This window comes from Pseudomonas sp. Y3 TE3536 (genome assembly GCF_053629175.1).
This window is the reverse complement of sequence record NZ_JBRJHU010000001.1, coordinates 2,404,157-2,420,032: the sequence shown is the minus strand read 5'-3', so window position 1 is coordinate 2,420,032 and position 15,876 is coordinate 2,404,157. Positions and strand designations below refer to the sequence as shown.

Annotated in this window: 13 protein-coding genes and 3 pseudogenes; 10 read left to right on the top strand and 6 right to left on the bottom strand. The window is 62.3% G+C overall.

All coding sequences use genetic code 11. The features are described from left to right. From AB7M33_RS10895 to AB7M33_RS10850, 10 genes and pseudogenes are all read left to right on the top strand, one after another. Positions 1-336, top strand: a complete 336-nt coding sequence (locus tag AB7M33_RS10895) for a phosphoribosyl-ATP diphosphatase (RefSeq protein ID WP_099430647.1) — start codon at positions 1-3, stop codon at positions 334-336. Between the two features lie 25 nt (positions 337-361). Then, complete coding sequence (locus tag AB7M33_RS10890) at positions 362-634, top strand: twin-arginine translocase TatA/TatE family subunit (RefSeq protein ID WP_099430648.1); 273 nt, start codon at positions 362-364, stop codon at positions 632-634. A gap of 3 nt (positions 635-637) precedes the next feature. After that, entirely contained in the window at positions 638-1,024 is a 387-nt protein-coding gene (gene tatB / locus AB7M33_RS10885; protein ID WP_027592412.1) for a Sec-independent protein translocase protein TatB, read from the top strand. Further along, on the top strand, positions 1,021-1,809 hold the full coding sequence (gene tatC, locus AB7M33_RS10880; protein WP_027592411.1) for a twin-arginine translocase subunit TatC: 789 nt from the start codon (positions 1,021-1,023) through the stop codon (positions 1,807-1,809). Before tatB ends, tatC begins: the two co-directional genes overlap by 4 nt. Beyond that, positions 1,806-2,513 (top strand): 16S rRNA (uracil(1498)-N(3))-methyltransferase, encoded by a 708-nt coding sequence (locus tag AB7M33_RS10875; RefSeq protein ID WP_265970098.1) that lies wholly within the window; start codon positions 1,806-1,808, stop codon positions 2,511-2,513. Before tatC ends, AB7M33_RS10875 begins: the two co-directional genes overlap by 4 nt. A gap of 47 nt (positions 2,514-2,560) precedes the next feature. Beyond that, positions 2,561-3,676, top strand: a pseudogene (locus tag AB7M33_RS10870) (methyl-accepting chemotaxis protein); the annotation flags it as partial. Then, positions 3,659-4,531, top strand: coding sequence for a methyl-accepting chemotaxis protein (locus AB7M33_RS10865; protein WP_371097101.1), 873 nt, complete (start codon positions 3,659-3,661; stop codon positions 4,529-4,531). The pseudogene AB7M33_RS10870 and the gene AB7M33_RS10865, both read left to right, overlap by 18 nt. Before the next feature lie 245 nt (positions 4,532-4,776). Next, positions 4,777-5,817: pseudogene (locus AB7M33_RS10860) on the top strand (methyl-accepting chemotaxis protein); the annotation flags it as partial. Positions 5,818-5,826: 9 nt separating this feature from the next. Continuing rightward, on the top strand, positions 5,827-6,720 hold the full coding sequence (locus AB7M33_RS10855) for a methyl-accepting chemotaxis protein (protein WP_371097099.1): 894 nt from the start codon (positions 5,827-5,829) through the stop codon (positions 6,718-6,720). 205 nt (positions 6,721-6,925) lie between these two features. Further along, entirely contained in the window at positions 6,926-7,906 is a 981-nt protein-coding gene (locus tag AB7M33_RS10850) for an RHS repeat-associated core domain-containing protein (protein WP_454242830.1), read from the top strand. Between the two features lie 127 nt (positions 7,907-8,033). On the opposite strand, the pseudogene AB7M33_RS10845 reads toward AB7M33_RS10850, so the two are convergent. The 6 genes and pseudogenes from AB7M33_RS10845 to AB7M33_RS10820 form a co-directional block, all read right to left on the bottom strand. After that, positions 8,034-8,333 (bottom strand): annotated as a pseudogene (locus AB7M33_RS10845) (peptide ABC transporter ATP-binding protein); the annotation flags it as partial. A gap of 325 nt (positions 8,334-8,658) precedes the next feature. After that, entirely contained in the window at positions 8,659-9,393 is a 735-nt protein-coding gene (locus tag AB7M33_RS10840) for an amino acid ABC transporter ATP-binding protein (protein ID WP_027592407.1), read from the bottom strand. Next, a complete protein-coding gene (locus tag AB7M33_RS10835; protein ID WP_027592406.1) occupies positions 9,386-10,348 on the bottom strand; it encodes an amino acid ABC transporter permease in 963 nt (320 codons plus the stop codon). The genes AB7M33_RS10840 and AB7M33_RS10835 overlap by 8 nt, the downstream gene beginning before the upstream one ends. Before the next feature lie 78 nt (positions 10,349-10,426). Then, positions 10,427-11,224, bottom strand: a complete 798-nt coding sequence (locus AB7M33_RS10830) for a transporter substrate-binding domain-containing protein (protein WP_027592405.1) — start codon at positions 11,222-11,224, stop codon at positions 10,427-10,429. A 273-nt stretch (positions 11,225-11,497) separates the two neighbouring features. Then, complete coding sequence (gene mdoH, locus AB7M33_RS10825; RefSeq protein ID WP_027592404.1) at positions 11,498-14,071, bottom strand: glucans biosynthesis glucosyltransferase MdoH; 2,574 nt, start codon at positions 14,069-14,071, stop codon at positions 11,498-11,500. Then, entirely contained in the window at positions 14,064-15,788 is a 1,725-nt protein-coding gene (locus AB7M33_RS10820) for a glucan biosynthesis protein G (RefSeq protein ID WP_216642083.1), read from the bottom strand. The genes mdoH and AB7M33_RS10820 overlap by 8 nt, the downstream gene beginning before the upstream one ends. Positions 15,789-15,876: the final 88 nt, after the last annotated feature.

The window sequence follows — 15,876 nt, the reverse complement described above, 5'->3', positions numbered from 1 at the left end:
ATGAGCGACACCCTCAACCGCCTGGCCGAAGTGCTGGAACAACGCAAGCACGCGGCACCCGACAGCTCCTACGTGGCAAGCCTGCATCACAAGGGCTTGAACAAGATCCTCGAAAAGCTCGGCGAAGAGTCTATCGAAACGATCATCGCCGCCAAGGACGCCGCTGTCAGCAAGGATTACAGCGATGTCATCTATGAAACCGCCGACCTGTGGTTTCATAGCTTGGTCATGCTCAGCGCGTTGGGGCAACACCCACAGGCCGTGCTCGATGAACTGGAGCGCCGTTTCGGGCTTTCCGGGCATGACGAGAAGGCTGCGCGTCAACCTTCCGCCTGACTGTATAGAATTCTAGGAGAGCAACATGGGTATCTTTGACTGGAAACATTGGATTGTCCTGCTGGTCGTCGTCGTTTTGGTGTTCGGCACCAAGAAGCTGAAAAACCTCGGCAGCGACCTCGGCGAGTCGATCAAAGGCTTCCGCAAGGCCATGAACGACGAAGAAAACAAGCCGGCCGAGCAGACCCCGCCGCCTGCCCAGCCCGTGCCACCAGTGCAGAACACTGCACAACAGCCTCAGGGCCACACCATCGAAGGCCAGGCCCAGCCGGTCCAAGAGCCGCAGCGGAAAGACTGACCCATGTTCGGCATCAGTTTCAGTGAGTTGCTGCTGGTAGGCCTCGTCGCCTTGCTGGTGCTCGGCCCCGAGCGCCTGCCCGGCGCCGCGCGCACGGCAGGGCTGTGGATCGGCCGCCTCAAGCGCAGCTTCAACAGCATCAAGATGGAAGTCGAGCGCGAGATCGGCGCCGACGATATCCGTCGCCAGCTGCACAACGAGCACATCCTGCAAATGGAAGAGCAAGCCCGGCGCATCCTCAACCCGCAGACGCCACCGGTGCAGCCCCCTGTCACCACGGCCACGGTGCAGCCGCCTGCTGGGCTCGAAGCCACGCCAGACGCTACGCCGGCCGCCCCAACAGCGCCGGCCGCCCCCTCTGAACCGCCACAACCGCCGCGAGCCCCATGAGCGAAAATCCGGAACACGACCAGCCCATGCCGCTGGTCTCGCACCTGACTGAACTGCGCACCCGCCTGTTGCGCTGTGTCGCCGTCATCTTCCTGATCTTTGCCGGGTTGTTCTCTTTCGCCCAGCAGATCTACACCTTGGTGTCCGCGCCGCTGCGCGACCACCTGCCGGCCAATGCAACGATGATCGCCACCGACGTGGCCTCGCCGTTCCTCACGCCGTTCAAGCTGACCATGATCGTTTCGCTGTTCCTGGCGATCCCGTTCATCCTTCAGCAGATCTGGGGCTTTATCGCACCTGGGCTGTATCGCCACGAAAAACGCATCGCCATACCGCTGCTGGTGTCGAGCATCTTCCTGTTCTACGCCGGCATGGCCTTCGCCTATTTCCTGGTGTTCCCGCTGATTTTCGGCTTCTTCGCCAGCGCCACGCCCGAGGGTGTGTCGATGATGACCGACATCGCCAGCTACCTCGACTTCGTCATGACCCTGTTCTTCGCCTTTGGCGTCGCCTTCGAGATCCCGGTCGCCGTGGTGCTGCTGGTGTGGATCGGCGTGGTCGACGTGAAGTACCTGAAGAAGGTCCGCCCCTACGTGATCATCGGCTGCTTCGTGGTCGGCATGGTCCTGACCCCGCCAGACATCTTCTCGCAGACCCTGCTGGCCGTGCCCATGTGGCTGTTGTTCGAGGTCGGCGTGCTGTGTGGCAGCCTGATCCGCAAGCGCGGTGCGCACGATGAAGCGGCCAACGACCACAACGACCAGCCGCCAGCGACGCAACCGTGAACCTGCTGCTACTCGAAGAAGCCGATTTCATCGCGGCCGACCGCGTGGTGCTGGCCGACCGGCGTTTCACCCACATGCAGGAGATCCACAAGGTCGCGGTGGGCGATAGCCTGCGCGTCGGCCAGATCAACGGTTTGATGGGCCGCGCCACCGTTGTGCGCCTGGAAGGCCATGAGGCAGAACTGCAGGTCGGCTTCGACCAGCCACCGCCCGCCAAGCTGCCGCTGACCCTGGTGCTGGCCGTGCCACGGCCAAAAATGCTGCGCCGGCTGTTCCAGACCATCGCCACGCTGGGTGTACCGCGCCTGATCCTGGTGAACAGCTACAAGGTCGAGAAGAGCTTCTGGCAAACGCCATTTCTGAACCCGGACAGCATTCGTGAAAACCTCATCCTGGGCCTGGAGCAGGCACGCGACACCGTGCTGCCCGAGGTGATCATCGAGAAGCGCTTCAAGCCCTTCGTCGAAGACCGCCTGCCCGCCATTGCCGAAGGCACGTTGGGCCTGGTGGGCCACCCGGGCCCCTACCCCGCCTGCCCGCGCGCCGTCGAACAAACGGTGACCCTGGCCATTGGCCCCGAGGGCGGCTGGATCCCCTACGAGGTCGAGCTGCTGGGCAAGGCTGGCCTGGCACCGGTGCAACTGGGCGAACGCATCCTGCGCGTGGAGACTGCCGTTACCGCGCTGCTGTCGCGCATTTTCTGACGCATCAGTCAGTCTTTTCCCCCATCAAGTTTCTCTCTCCCAGGCCGATGCCTTGGCAACACAATAATTATCCGTGCTGCCAAGTTACCGGAGAGTCGAACATGTACCGATGGTTAGCCCACTCGCTGGGGAACGTAAGCGTCAATCGCAAGCTAGGGCTGGGCTTTGGCCTGGTATTGCTCCTGACCCTGGCCATTACCTTGACCGGCTGGCACGGCCTGGACAGCGTCATCGACCGCGGTGACAAGCTGGGCAATATTTCGGTGATCCAGCAGTACACTCAGGAACTGCGCATCGCGCGCCAGCATTACCAGCGAAACCGCGATGACGCCGCCGTCGCCGAGCTGGAAAAGGCCTTGGCCAACCTCGATCGCCAGGTGACGTTGATGCTGGGCCAGATCGACCACCCTGCCGACCGTCAGCACCTCGAACAACAACGCGAGGCGGTGCGTATCTACCAACAAGCGTTCAACGACCTGAAGCAGGCCGGCCAGCGCCGCGAGGCCAGCCGCAGTGTGCTCGGCGACAGTGCCGACAAGGCCGTCGAGCTGGTCGGCCGCGTGCAGCAGGGCCTGCTGAAGGGGGGCGATATCGCCCAATACCAGCATGCGGTCGAGGTAAGCGCGCTGCTGCAACAGGCGCGCTTCCAGGTCCGCGGTTACACCTACAGCGGCAACGCCGAGTTCCAGCAGACCGCACTGAAGGCCATCGACGCAGCCCTGGCCGAACTCAAGGCACTGCCCGCCAAGGTGCCGGCAGAGCATGCCGCCAGCCTCGACGACGCCGCTACCGCCATGGCCGGCTACCGTGATGCGGTCAACCAGTTCAGCAACGCGCAGACGGCCAGCGAGCAAGCGCTGCAACACATGGCTGACCAAGGCACGGTGTTGCTGCAAGCCAGCCAGGCGATGACCACGTCGCAAACCGCAGTGCGCGACGCTAGCGCTACCCAGGCCAAAACCCTGCTCGCCGCCGCCACCGCCTTGGCCTTGGCCCTGGGCCTGCTGGCGGCCTGGGCGATCACCCGGCAGATCATCATCCCGCTGCGCCAGACCCTCAGCGCTGCCGAGCGCGTGGCCAATGGTGACCTGAGCCAAGACCTGCAGGTGCAGCGCCGCGACGAGCTGGGCCAACTGCAGGCCAGCATGCAGCGCATGACCCAAGGCTTGCGCGAACTGATCGGCGGCATCGGCGACGGCGTCACGCAGATCGCCAGCGCTGCCGAAGAGCTGTCGGCGGTCACCGAGCAGACCAGCGCCGGGGTCAACAACCAGAAGGTCGAGACCGACCAGGTGGCGACGGCCATGAACCAAATGACCGCCACCGTGCACGAGGTGGCGCGTAGCGCCGAGCAGGCCTCGGAAGCGGCCCTGATGGCCGACCAGCAGGCCCGCGAGGGCGACCGGGTGGTGGGCGAAGCGGTGGCGCAGATCGAACGCCTGGCCTGCGAAGTGGCCAACTCCAGCGAAGCGATGAACCAGCTCAAGGCCGAGAGCGACAAGATTGGCAGCGTCCTTGATGTGATCAAGTCGGTGGCCCAGCAGACCAACCTGCTGGCCCTTAACGCGGCGATCGAAGCGGCACGCGCAGGTGAAGCCGGGCGGGGCTTTGCCGTGGTGGCCGACGAAGTGCGCAGCCTGGCCCAGCGCACGCAACAGTCGACCGAAGAAATCGAAGAATTGATTGCCGGCCTGCAAAGCGGCACCCAGCGCGTGGCCAGCGTGATGGACAACAGCCGCCAGCTGACCGACAGCAGCGTAGAACTGACCCGCCGCGCGGGCGGCTCGCTGGAGACCATCACGCGGACCGTGTCGTCGATCCAGGCGATGAACCAGCAAATTGCCACGGCGGCAGAGGAACAGACGGCCGTGGCCGAGGAGATCAACCGCAGCGTGATGAATGTGCGGGACATCTCTGACCAGACGTCGGCGGCCAGTGAAGAGACGGCCAGTTCCAGTGTCGAGTTGGCGCGGTTGGGTACGCACCTGCAAGGGTTGGTCGGACGCTTCAGGCTCTGATCAGGGTTTTTCGGCGCGTGTGCTGGCCTCTTCGCGGGTAAACCCGCTCCTACAGGTAAAGCGCTACCCCTGTGGGAGCGGGTTCACCCGCGAAGAGGCCGCCACAGGCAGAGCCTTCCTACCAGTTACAGCGAAATTTCCTACCTGATTTTCAGGTCAAGTCCTACACCTCCGCTGCCGATGGGCAGGAGTGTCATGCCGGCATTGTGCCCGCACGACCTCTCTCAAATGGACGGAGACTCACCATGCTCGGTTACCTTAACCGCAGGCTCGGCAACATCGGTGTCGGCGCCAAGCTCGCCCTCGGCTTCGCCGTGGTCTTGCTGCTTACCCTGGCCACCACCCTCAGCGGTTGGCGCGCGCTGGATGGCGCCATCAGCCGTTCGGAGCAACTCAGCGAAATCGGCCTGATCAACGACCTGGTCAAAGACCTTCGCGCAGAGCGCATCACCTACCGCGTGCTCAGTGATGACGCCAGCAAGTCGCGTATCGTGCGCATCCTCGATCAGCTGGAAGGCATGCTGAGCACCCTGCAGCAGCGCAGCAACGTCGATGACTCACGCCAGATGCTCACCCAGAAACTGCAGCTGCTGCAGCGTGTGCGCGACGACTTCGCTGAACTGCAACGCCTGGTCGGCCAACGCCAAGCGCGGCGCGACGCGATGCAGGCACAGGAACAGAAACTCAACGACGTCATCGATGAGCTGCAGACCCAGGCTTTGCTGAAGATGCCCGACGATAGCCGGCAAAGCGGCCTATTGGGCCTGATGGACACCCTTAGCCGTCACGTCGACGTTGCCAACCAGCAGAGCCTGGTGCCGGCGTATACCTTCTCGCCCGTCGAAGACTTCGCCAAGGTCGGTGATGCTGCCTTGAATGCCGCCGACAGCAGCCTGGGGCAGTTGCTCAAGGACCTTGCGCCCTTGGGCCTGTCGCGCACATTGACCGAACAACCCGGCACCGAACTGGCCAACTACCGCGCCAGCCTGGACCAGTACCGTAGCGTCGCCATACGGGTCGAGCAGTTGCAAGGCAATATGGAAAAGATGGGCGATGAACTCAGCGCCGTCAGCGTGGAGCTGGGCGAGCGCAAAGTCGAACAACGCGACAGCGAAGCCCTGGCCGCCCGCTCGTTGCTGACCAGCGTGGCCGTACTGGCGCTTCTGGTCGGCGTGCTCGCCGCCTGGCTGATCACCTTGCAGATCACCCAACCGCTGCGCCAGACGCTGACCTTGGCCGCCCGTATCGCCAAGGGCGACCTGAGCCAGGTCGAGCCGGTGCTGCGCCGCGACGAGATGGGCCAGTTGCAGTCCAGCATGCGCGACATGACCGTGAGCCTGCGCGAGCTGATCGGCGGCATCGACCAGGGTGTCGGCCACCTGTCGCAGGCGGCCTCACAGCTGGCGGCCAGCAGCGAAGACACCAAGCTGCGCATCAGCCAGCAACGCGAAGAAACCGACCAGGTCGCCACCGCCATGAACCAGATGAGCGCGACCGTGCAGGAAGTCGCGCAAAATGCCGAGCAGGCCTCCATGGCCGCGACCAACGCCGACCAGCAGGCGCAGATGGGCGATCAGGTGGTGGCCGAAGCCATCGGCCGCATCGAGCAACTGGCCGGGCAGATGGACCATTGCCTGGCGGCCATGCAGCACCTGGCGGGCGAGAGCCAACGCATTGGCAGCATCCTCGATGTGATCAAGTCGGTGTCCGAACAGACCAACCTGCTTGCCTTGAACGCGGCGATCGAAGCGGCACGGGCTGGTGAAGCCGGGCGTGGCTTTGCCGTGGTGGCCGATGAGGTGCGGGGTTTGGCCCAGCGTACCTCTACGGCAACCGAAGAGATTGGACAGCTGATCGACAGCCTGCACAGCGGTACTGACGAAGTAAACCGTTTACTGGACAGCAGCAAGAGCCTGACCGAGCAGAGCGTGGAGCTGAGCCGCAAGGCCGGGCATGCGCTGGGCCAGATCACCGACACGGTGTCGAGTATCCAGGGCATGAACCAGCAGATTGCCACGGCCAGTGAAGAGCAAAGCGTGGTGGCCGAACAGATCAACCGCAGTGTGCTGAATGTGCGCGATGTGTCGGACCAGACCAGTGCGGCCAGTGAACAGACGGCGGCTTCCAGCGGGGAGCTGGAGCAGTTGGGGCGGCAGTTGCGGGGGATGGTGGGGCGGTTCAGCCTTTAATACTGCTTGTGTTCATGCGCCCCCTGTAGGAGCAGCCTTGTGCTGCGAAGAGGCCGGAGGCATCAGCTGTCCCGGCCTCTTCGCAGCACCAGGCTGCTCTCGAAAGACTGCAGAGTCCGGAGGGTGCGACCTGTTAATAATGCTAGTTGCATGGCTTTGTGAGTTCGGCCAAAAATAAAAAACCCATACTTCAGAGCTGACGGTCATGAAAAACATAAAACACGTCAACAGAATTCATTACCAGAATCAAAAGCCTACCACACTGACAAGCGCTACCCTGTCCATCTCTCTATTCAGGTGTAACCTTGGGCCATTAGCGTTTTCGACGTCTGATGGATCCGCAACGGTCATCGCAAGAGATCAAAGCAACACTGTCATTAATACCAGCACGGCTGAGAGGCGACAAAGCCACACCTATTCCCCGTATGGCTATAGCCCTTCCGTAGACAACTGCCCACTCGGATATAATGGAGAACTGATAGACCATACGCTCGGTGCATACCCCTTAGGTAAAGGCTTCCGATTTTATCTACAAGACCTCGGGCGCTTCAACTCGCCTGACACCGTGCCACCCTTCAGCTCTCTGAATGCTTATGCCTACTGTGGAAATGATCCAATCAATGCGATCGACCCGAGCGGTCATATCATGGAGATGGTGTACAAGCAAACCCCAAGGGATATTTTTACGATTACCACTACCACTATAGTCGAGCACAGAACGCCAAGTTTGTGGACCGCACCAAAAACACACTCACTGGCTTATCGCGCATTAAAATATGCTGACGACATAAGCAAACTTATAACCCAAAAGAAGGATCAAAAGGCATTAATGGCATCAGAACAATCCACAATAAAGGGATATCAATCAGATTTGGATTATGCACGGGGCGATTCTAGGGGATGGAAACATGAGAACAAAATTCAATGGAACATAAAATATCATACAAAAAATCTTCGAAAGATCACAGCATTAGCTCAACCAATAATAGATCAAGTCAACACTGAAATCCCTAACGCCCTACAGAACCTTAATGCCACTGTTCGAGCACTCGGGCTTACACCCTTCGAACAGGGGACTTCCTTTAAGACGTACAAGGACGCACTCGCGGCTCAGATCCGTGCCTCCAAACCCATTGAAAGAACAATAAACAGAAAAACCCGCACTTATCAATTAGGAGTCGCTTAAATACAAAAGAGAGGGGTGAGCTGCACCCATTTATACCAACGTCGTGCGACGATACATTTGAGAGCCCCGGTTCAATTGGCAATTTCAGCTTTTAGAACTGGGGCACTATAAAGGGGTCGGCCTGCGGTTACAGCACCTGACGCAGAAACGCCTGCGCGCGCGGGTCTTTCGGTGCACCGAAGACCCGCGCCGGCGAGGCATCTTCCAGCAATTTGCCGTGATCGAAAAACAGCACCCGATCCGCCACTTCACGGGCAAAGCCCATTTCGTGGGTGACGCAAACCTTGGTCATGCCTTCCTGGGCCAGGGTCTTCATCACGTCCAGCACTTCACCTACCATTTCCGGGTCGAGCGCCGAGATTGGCTCGTCGAGCAGCATCACCCTCGGCTCCATCGTCAGGGCGCGGGCGATCGTCATCCACTGCTGCAAGAGCTGACCCAGCAGAACGTGGCTGAGCCGCAAGGCCGGGCATGCGCTGGGGCAGATCACCGACACGGTGTCGAGTATTCAGGGCATGAATCAGCAGATCGCCACGGCCAGTGAACAGACGGCGGCGTCGAGCGGGGAGCTGGAGCAGTTGGGGCGGCAGTTGCGGGGCATGGTGGGGCGGTTCAGCCTTTAAAACTGCTTGTGTTCATGCGCCTCCCTGTAGGAGCAGCCTTGTGCTGCGAAGAGGCCGGTAGACTACCCGTGATCTTCGCAGCGCTTACCGGCCTCTTCGCAGCACAAGGCTGCTCCTGCAGGGCTGTCGTTACAGTACCTGACGCAGAAACGCCTGTGCGCGCGGGTCCTTCGGTGCATCGAAGAACTGCGCCGGCGAGGCATCTTCCAGCAATTTGCCGTGATCGAAGAACAGCACCCGGTCCGCCACTTCACGGGCAAAGCCCATTTCGTGGGTGACGCAAACCATGGTCATGCCTTCCTGGGCCAGGGTCTTCATCACGTCCAGCACTTCACCGACCATTTCCGGGTCGAGCGCCGAGGTCGGCTCGTCGAACAGCATCACCTTCGGCTCCATCGCCAGGGCGCGGGCGATCGCCACCCGCTGCTGCTGGCCGCCAGAGAGGCGCGACGGGTACTCGTTGGCTTTCTGCGAAATACCCACTTTCTCCAGCAGCGCACGGGCCTTGGCCTCGCGCTCGGCCTTGCCGCGCTTGCGCACGACTTTTTGCGCCAGGCACAGGTTTTCCAGCACGGTCATGTGCGGGAACAGGTTGAAATGCTGGAACACCATGCCGACTTCGCGGCGGTAGGCGTTGATGTCGGTCTTCGGGTCGGCCAATTGCAAGCCGTCGATGGCGACAACGCCTTCGTCGAAATGCTCCAGGCCGTTGAGGCAGCGCAGGAAGGTCGACTTGCCCGACCCCGAGGGGCCAAGCACCACCACCACTTCGGCCTTGGCCACGCGCGTGGTGACGTTGTCCACCGCACGCACGACGTGGCCGCGGGTGTCGAAGACTTTTACCAGATCACGGACTTCAATCACTTTGCGCAAGCCTCCGCTCGAGCCGGCTGGCCAAATGCGACAGCGGCAGGTTGATCAGCAGGTACAAGCCTGCCACGCAGAACCAGATCTCGAACGTCGAGAACGAGGTGGTGATGGCCTCGCGGCCGCTCTTGGTCAGTTCGGTAATGGCAATTACCGACACCAGCGAGGTGTCCTTGACCAGGCTGATGAACTGGCCAGCCAAGGGCGGCAGCACACGCTTGAAGGCCTGGGGCAGGATCACGTGGCGCATCGACTGGCTGGCATTCAAGCCCAGCGAACGGGCCGCCTCGTTCTGGCCGCGGGCAATGGACTGCACGCCGGCACGCACGATCTCGGCGACATAGGCGCCGGTGAACAGCGCCAGCGCAGCCACCCCGGCGAACTCGCGGGACAGGTTGAGCACAGTGCCGATGAAGAAGTAGAAGATGAAGATCTGTACCAGCAGCGGTGTACCGCGCACCAGTTCGACGTAAACGGTCGACAGGTCACGCAGGGTCGGGTTGTTCGACAGCCGGCACAGGCCCGCGAACAGGCCGATCACCAGGCCCAGGGCACCAGACACCACCGACAGCCACAACGTGGTCCACAGGCCCCACGCCAACGGGCCTGCCGCCCAGTGGCGGGTTACGCCGATCTGGTCGCCCTCGGCAACATCATCGCCACGGCTCAGCAGCAGGCTGTTGCTGTCGACGTCGAGCACCTGCTCGGCGCCCCCTTCTTCTTTCAGCGTTACGCGGGCAGTGTCACCGGAAACGACGATGTCCTGCACGGTGCCGTAGCCGGCCGCGCGCTGGGCTTCTTCGGCCTGGTAGGCAAAGTACTGCGGGACGCGGTTCCAGCGCCACTCGTAAGACATCATCGAGGTGGCCAGGTACAGGCTGACCGCCAGGCCCACCAACACCAGCGCGGTCAGCGCGTGCCAGGGCCACTGGGCTTTTTTGTGTTTGATCACGTGGGGTACTTCCGTAAATGCGAACGCGCAGGGTTTGCCTGCGCGTTGGGGTCAAAGGCTGGGCTTGTGGCCTGGGCCTTATTCCATTTCCTTCAGCCAGTCCTTGTTCTTGAACCACTTGTCGTGGATACGATCGTAGGTCCCGTCATGCTTGATCTGGTGCAGGAAGTTGTTGATGAAGTTGATGCTGTCGTAATCGCCCTTCTTCAGGCCGAACGCCAGTGGCTCGTAGGTGAAGGGTTCTTCGAGGAACAGCAGCTTGCCAGCGCCGGCCTTTTCCACCGCCACCACGTTGTACGGCGCATCGTAGACGAAGGCATCGGCCTTGCCGTTGACCACGTCCATCACCGCTTCCTGCTCGTTGTCATAGCCGTGGTACTTGGCTTTGCCGATCAGCTTCTTGGAAACCATCTCGCCGGTGGTGCCGAGCTTGGAGGTGATGCGGTACTTCTCGTTGTTCAGGTCTTTGTAGGTCTTGATCTCGCCTGCCAGCTCCTTGCGGATCAGCAGGGTCTGGCCGACCACGATGAAGGGTTCGCTGAAGTTCAGGCGCAGGTTGCGTTCCTGGGTCAGGGTCATGCCGCTGCCGATCATGTCGAACTTGTTGGTCAGCAGGGCTGGGATGATGCCGTCATAGGCGGTGGAGACCGTCTCCAGCTTGACGCCCATGGACTTGGCCATGGCCTTGAGGATATCGACTTCGAAGCCGATGATCTCGCCACGCTTGTTGGTCATCTGGAACGGCATGTAGGTAGGGTCCATGCCCACTTTCAGGGTGCCGCGCTTGACCGCGTCTTCGATGGCGCCAGCCTGGGCTGCCGAGACCGCGACCAGGGCGGTGACACCGACCAGCAGTCGCGAAAGGTATTTCTTGATCATCACCAAGTCCCCTAGCAAGAAAAGAAGCAAATCTTATTGTTGGCACGGCCGTACGGCCGAAGCGTTCTATCGGAGAGGGATGCTAACGCATGGCGGCCCGGGGACCTAGAGCTGGGGGGGACTTTGTTGGCCAAAATCGAGTAGCGGGGGATATTGCTGGCGAGGGCTGCGCCCTCGTTCGCGGCACAAGGCCGCTCCTACAGGATATGCATGCCTCTGTAGGAGCGGCCTTGTGCCGCGAATGGGCCGCAGTGCGGCCCCAGGGGTCTATCAGGCGCCGACGAGTGCCGGTTGGCCTTCATTCTCCGGATGCAACGGCAACAACGGCGAGTGCGGGTCGTTGTCGATCGACGCACGCCACACATCGATCCACGCCGCGTTCTGCCCGGCCCAGACCTGCTCATGCAGGCGCGACAAGGCAACCGGGTCGCTGAGCAAGGCCAGGCGGGTGCTGAGGTCGAGCCCTTGCGGCCCCACTTCCAGCGCCTTGGCCACACGCTCGGCACGCAGCGCTTCGATCGGCGCTGCCTGGCCATGGCGAGCAGTCGCCATGGCGCAGGCCAGGGCGTTCTGCCGTGGGTCGACCACTGCCCGCACGAAGCCGTCATGCAGGGCATGCCAGCGGTTTTCGTGGGTGTACTGGTCGGTTGCCAGCAGCTCTTGCGGCGTGGCGTATTCCTCAGGGATCAGGAACAGCTTCTCGTCCTTGGCCGCCAGGCCCAGGCGGGTACGGCTGGAAATCACCGACACCGGGATCGACAGCACCAGCGAACCCACGATCGGCGCCAGCCACCACAGGAAGCTCGGGTTCAGCCAGGCCACCAGCGCTGCCCAGGCAAAGCCCAGCAGGGTTTGCGGGCCATGGCGGCGCACGGCTTCGCTCCACGGCGTGGAGTCGTCGTCACGCTGCGGCGAGTTCCAGGTCGCGGCCCAGCCGAGGAACGCGGCCAGCACGAAGCGGGTGTGGAAGATCATGCGCACCGGCGCCAGCAGCATGGAGAACAGCATCTCCATCAGCATCGACAGGGTGACCTTGATGCGCCCGCCAAACTCGACCGCGCCCTTGGCCCAGATCAGGATGATGCTGAGCAGCTTGGGCAGGAACAGCAGCACGATGGTGGTGGAGAACAGCGCGACGGCCTTCTCCGGGTGCCATTGCGGCCACAGCGGGTAAAGCTGGTACGGCTCGATGAAGTACTGCGGCTCCATCAAGGTGTTGGTCGCCAGCAGCGCCGTCGACAGCACCAGGAAGAAGAACCACAACGGCGCCGACAGGTACGACATCACGCCGGTGAGGAACACCGCACGGTGCACCGGGTGCATGCCCTTGACCAGGAACAGGCGGAAGTTCATCAGGTTGCCGTGGCACCAGCGGCGGTCGCGCTTGAGCTCGTCGAGCAGGTTCGGCGGCAGCTCTTCGTAACTGCCCGGCAGGTCGTAGGCAATCCACACGCCCCAGCCGGCACGGCGCATCAGCGCGGCTTCGACGAAGTCGTGGGAGAGGATCGCACCGGCGAACGCACCCTTGCCCGGCAACGGCGCCAAGGCGCAGTGCTCGATGAACGGCTTCATGCGGATGATCGCGTTGTGGCCCCAGTAGTGCGACTCGCCCAGCTGCCAGAAGTGCAGGCCGGCGGTGAACAGCGGGCCATACACGCGGGTGGCGAACTGCTGCATGCGCGCATACAGGGTGTCCATGCCCGACGCCTTGGGCGCGGTCTGGATGATGCCGGCGTCCGGGTTGGCCTCCATCAGGCGCACCAGGCTGCTCAGGCACTCGCCGCTCATGACGCTGTCGGCGTCGAGCACGACCATGTACTTGTACTCGCCACCCCAGCGACGGCAGAAGTCGTCGAGGTTGCCGCTTTTGCGCTTCACCCGGCGCCGACGGCGGCGGTAGAAGATGCGGCCAAAGCCTTTGGTCTCGCGGCACACGTCCAGCCAGGCCTGTTGCTCGGCCACGGCGATGTCGGTGTCGTTGGTGTCGCTGAGCACGAAGAAGTCGAAACGGTCGAGGTTGCCGCTGGCGGCCACCGACTCGAACGTTGCCCGCAGGCCGGCGAACACGCGCGGCACATCTTCGTTGCAAATCGGCATGACCAGCGCGGTGCGTGCCTCGGGTGCGATCGGCTCATTGCCGGCACTGCTGCCGGAAATGCGGTATTTGTCGCGCCCGGTGAGCAGCTCGAGGAAGCCCATCAACGCGGTCCAGAAGCCCGCCGACACCCAGCAGAACAGGATGCCGAACAGAATCAGGATGGACGTCTGCAAGGCATACGGCCAAACCTGCACGACGGTATCCCACAGCGGCTGGTTGACCACCTCGTCGAGGTCGACGAACGACCAGCCCTGGTACGGCAGGATGCCCTTCATGTACCAGCCGGCAACGATGGTCTGGCCGATCATCAGGGTCAGCAGGATATAACGGCGGATCGAGCCGACCGTGCGCCAGCGGGCCTTGGGCAGCTCGCGCTGCTCTGGCTGCGGCGCGTTGGTGCGCCCGGTCATGCGGCGCCACATGCGGATCAGCACGTTGGTGCGCCAAGGCTCGGGCACGACACGGGTGCGCTTGATCGGCGGTGCGATTTTCAGGCACAGCCGGCCGCTGCCGTCGACGCCGAGCATTTCGGCGTCTTCGAGTTCGGCGGCGCTGCCCACGGTCAACCGCGGGCCCACCGAAGCCTGCACGGCCTCGGCGGCGTTGGCGGCCGGGTTGGCCGCCAGGCGTTGGTGCAGCTCACTGAACGAGGTGCAGCTGGCGAGTTCCGCGCGCTGCTCATCGCTCAGTGGGAGGTGGGCCAGGTATTCGCCAAGCGATACCGGCCTTGCGCTTGAGTTACTCATCGGCAGGCAACTGATAGGTCCAGGTCTCGGTCAGCACTTTTTCGGTGGTGGCCGGGGTACCGTTGGTGGACGCCGCATCGGCGGCAGGTTGTTCGGCCTTGGCGTCTTTCTCGGCCTTGGCATGCTTGGCAGCGGCCTTGTCCTGCTTGGCGTCCTTGGCAGCAGGCTTGGCAGGCTCGACAGGCACGTCGCGCACCAGCGCAGCGCGCATTTCCGTCGATTTGTTGGCTTCCTTGACCTTCAACCGCAGGGTCAGGCGCCAGCCTTTGCTCTCTGGGTTATAGCGCAGGTTGTTCTCGACCACCTCGGCGTTGTCGCCGACGCTGACCTGGCTACGTACCGCGGCGTCTTCCGGCAGGGCTGCCAGGTTGGCACCGGCGAAGTCGACGATGAACGCCACGCTGCCGTCAGGCTGACGGATCAGGTTGGACTGTTTGACGTCGCCCGTGGAACGCAGGGTCTGGGTGACCGAGGCCAGGTCCTGGGCCTGGAACTGGGCTTCCTGGATGGTCCAGTGCAGGCGGTAGTCGTACTCGAACGGCTTGCCTGGCTCCGGCAGGGTCTCTGGGCTCCAGAAGGCCACGATGTTGTCGTTGGTCTCGTCGGCAGTCGGGATTTCGACCAGGTCGACGGTGCCCTTGCCCCAGTCACCTTTTGGCTCGATCCAGGCGCTTGGGCGCTTCTGGTAGTTGTCATCGAGGTCTTCATAGTCCTTGAAGTCGCGATGACGCTGCATCAGGCCGAAACCACGCGGGTTCTCGACGCTGAAGTTGCTCACGGCCAGGTGTTTCGGGTTGTTCAGCGGGCGCCACAGCCACTCGCCGTTGCCGGCATGGATCGACAGGCCTTCGGAGTCGTGCAGCGCCGGGCGGTAGTTCATGACCCGGGAAGGCTGGTTAGGGCCGAACAGGTACATGCTGGTGAGCGGCGCGATGCCCAGGCGGCTGACGTGGTCACGCAGGTAGACCCGCGACTTGACGTCGACCACGGTGTCGCTGCCCGGACGCAGGGTCAGTTTGTAGGCACCGGTGGAGCGCGGCGAGTCCAGCAGGGCGTAGATCACCAGGTGCTTGTCGGTAGCCTTCGGCTTCTCGACCCAGAACTCGGTGAACCGCGGGAACTCCTCGCCCGACGGCAGCGCGGTGTCGATGGCCAGGCCACGGGCCGACAGGCCGTACACATGGCCCTTGCCGACCACGCGGAAATAGCTGGCGCCAAGCAGGGTCATGATCTCGTCCTGCTTGTCGGCCTTGTTGATCGGGTAAAGCACGCGGAAACCGGCATAGCCCAGGTTCTTGGTGGTTTCCGGGTCGTGCGGCACGTCACCGAACTCGAAGCGGCTCGGGTCGTACTTGATTTCTTCGACCTTGGTGGCGGTGACTTCGTTGATTTTCACCGGGGTGTCGAAGTGCATGCCCTGGTGGTAGAACGACAGCTTGAAGGGGGTCTTGTCCTTGGCCCACTCGGCCTTTTCCTGCAGGAAGTGAATCTTCTGGTAGTCGGCGAACTTCATGTCGCGGAACACCGCAGGCAGATTGCTCTTCGGTGCTTCGTACTTCTGGCCGGCCAGATCCTTTGCCTTGGCTGCAACATCGTCAAGATTGAATGCCCACAGCTGGCCCGCGTTCATCAGGCCGACCAGTGCCACACTGGCCATCAGGGCCTTACGTAGCCGAATGCCGGGGATTCTTGATGCTTTATGGGGACTAACAATCACGAGCAACCCTCGCCGAAAACAGATCATGAAACCAACGGCCAGCGACTAATGCCGGGTTGGCGAGCACTGTTCGGACCCCGTGAGGGCG

Coding starts and splice junctions, on each gene's coding strand:
- AB7M33_RS10895 (WP_099430647.1), top strand. CDS start 1: ATGAGCGACACCCTCAACCGCCTGGCCGAAGTGCTGGAACAACGCAAG.
- AB7M33_RS10890 (WP_099430648.1), top strand. CDS start 362: ATGGGTATCTTTGACTGGAAACATTGGATTGTCCTGCTGGTCGTCGTC.
- mdoH (WP_027592404.1), bottom strand. CDS start 14,071: ATGAGTAACTCAAGCGCAAGGCCGGTATCGCTTGGCGAATACCTGGCC.
- AB7M33_RS10865 (WP_371097101.1), top strand. CDS start 3,659: ATGCAGCGCATGACCCAAGGCTTGCGCGAACTGATCGGCGGCATCGGC.
- AB7M33_RS10850 (WP_454242830.1), top strand. CDS start 6,926: ATGAAAAACATAAAACACGTCAACAGAATTCATTACCAGAATCAAAAG.
- tatB (WP_027592412.1), top strand. CDS start 638: ATGTTCGGCATCAGTTTCAGTGAGTTGCTGCTGGTAGGCCTCGTCGCC.
- tatC (WP_027592411.1), top strand. CDS start 1,021: ATGAGCGAAAATCCGGAACACGACCAGCCCATGCCGCTGGTCTCGCAC.
- AB7M33_RS10855 (WP_371097099.1), top strand. CDS start 5,827: ATGGGCCAGTTGCAGTCCAGCATGCGCGACATGACCGTGAGCCTGCGC.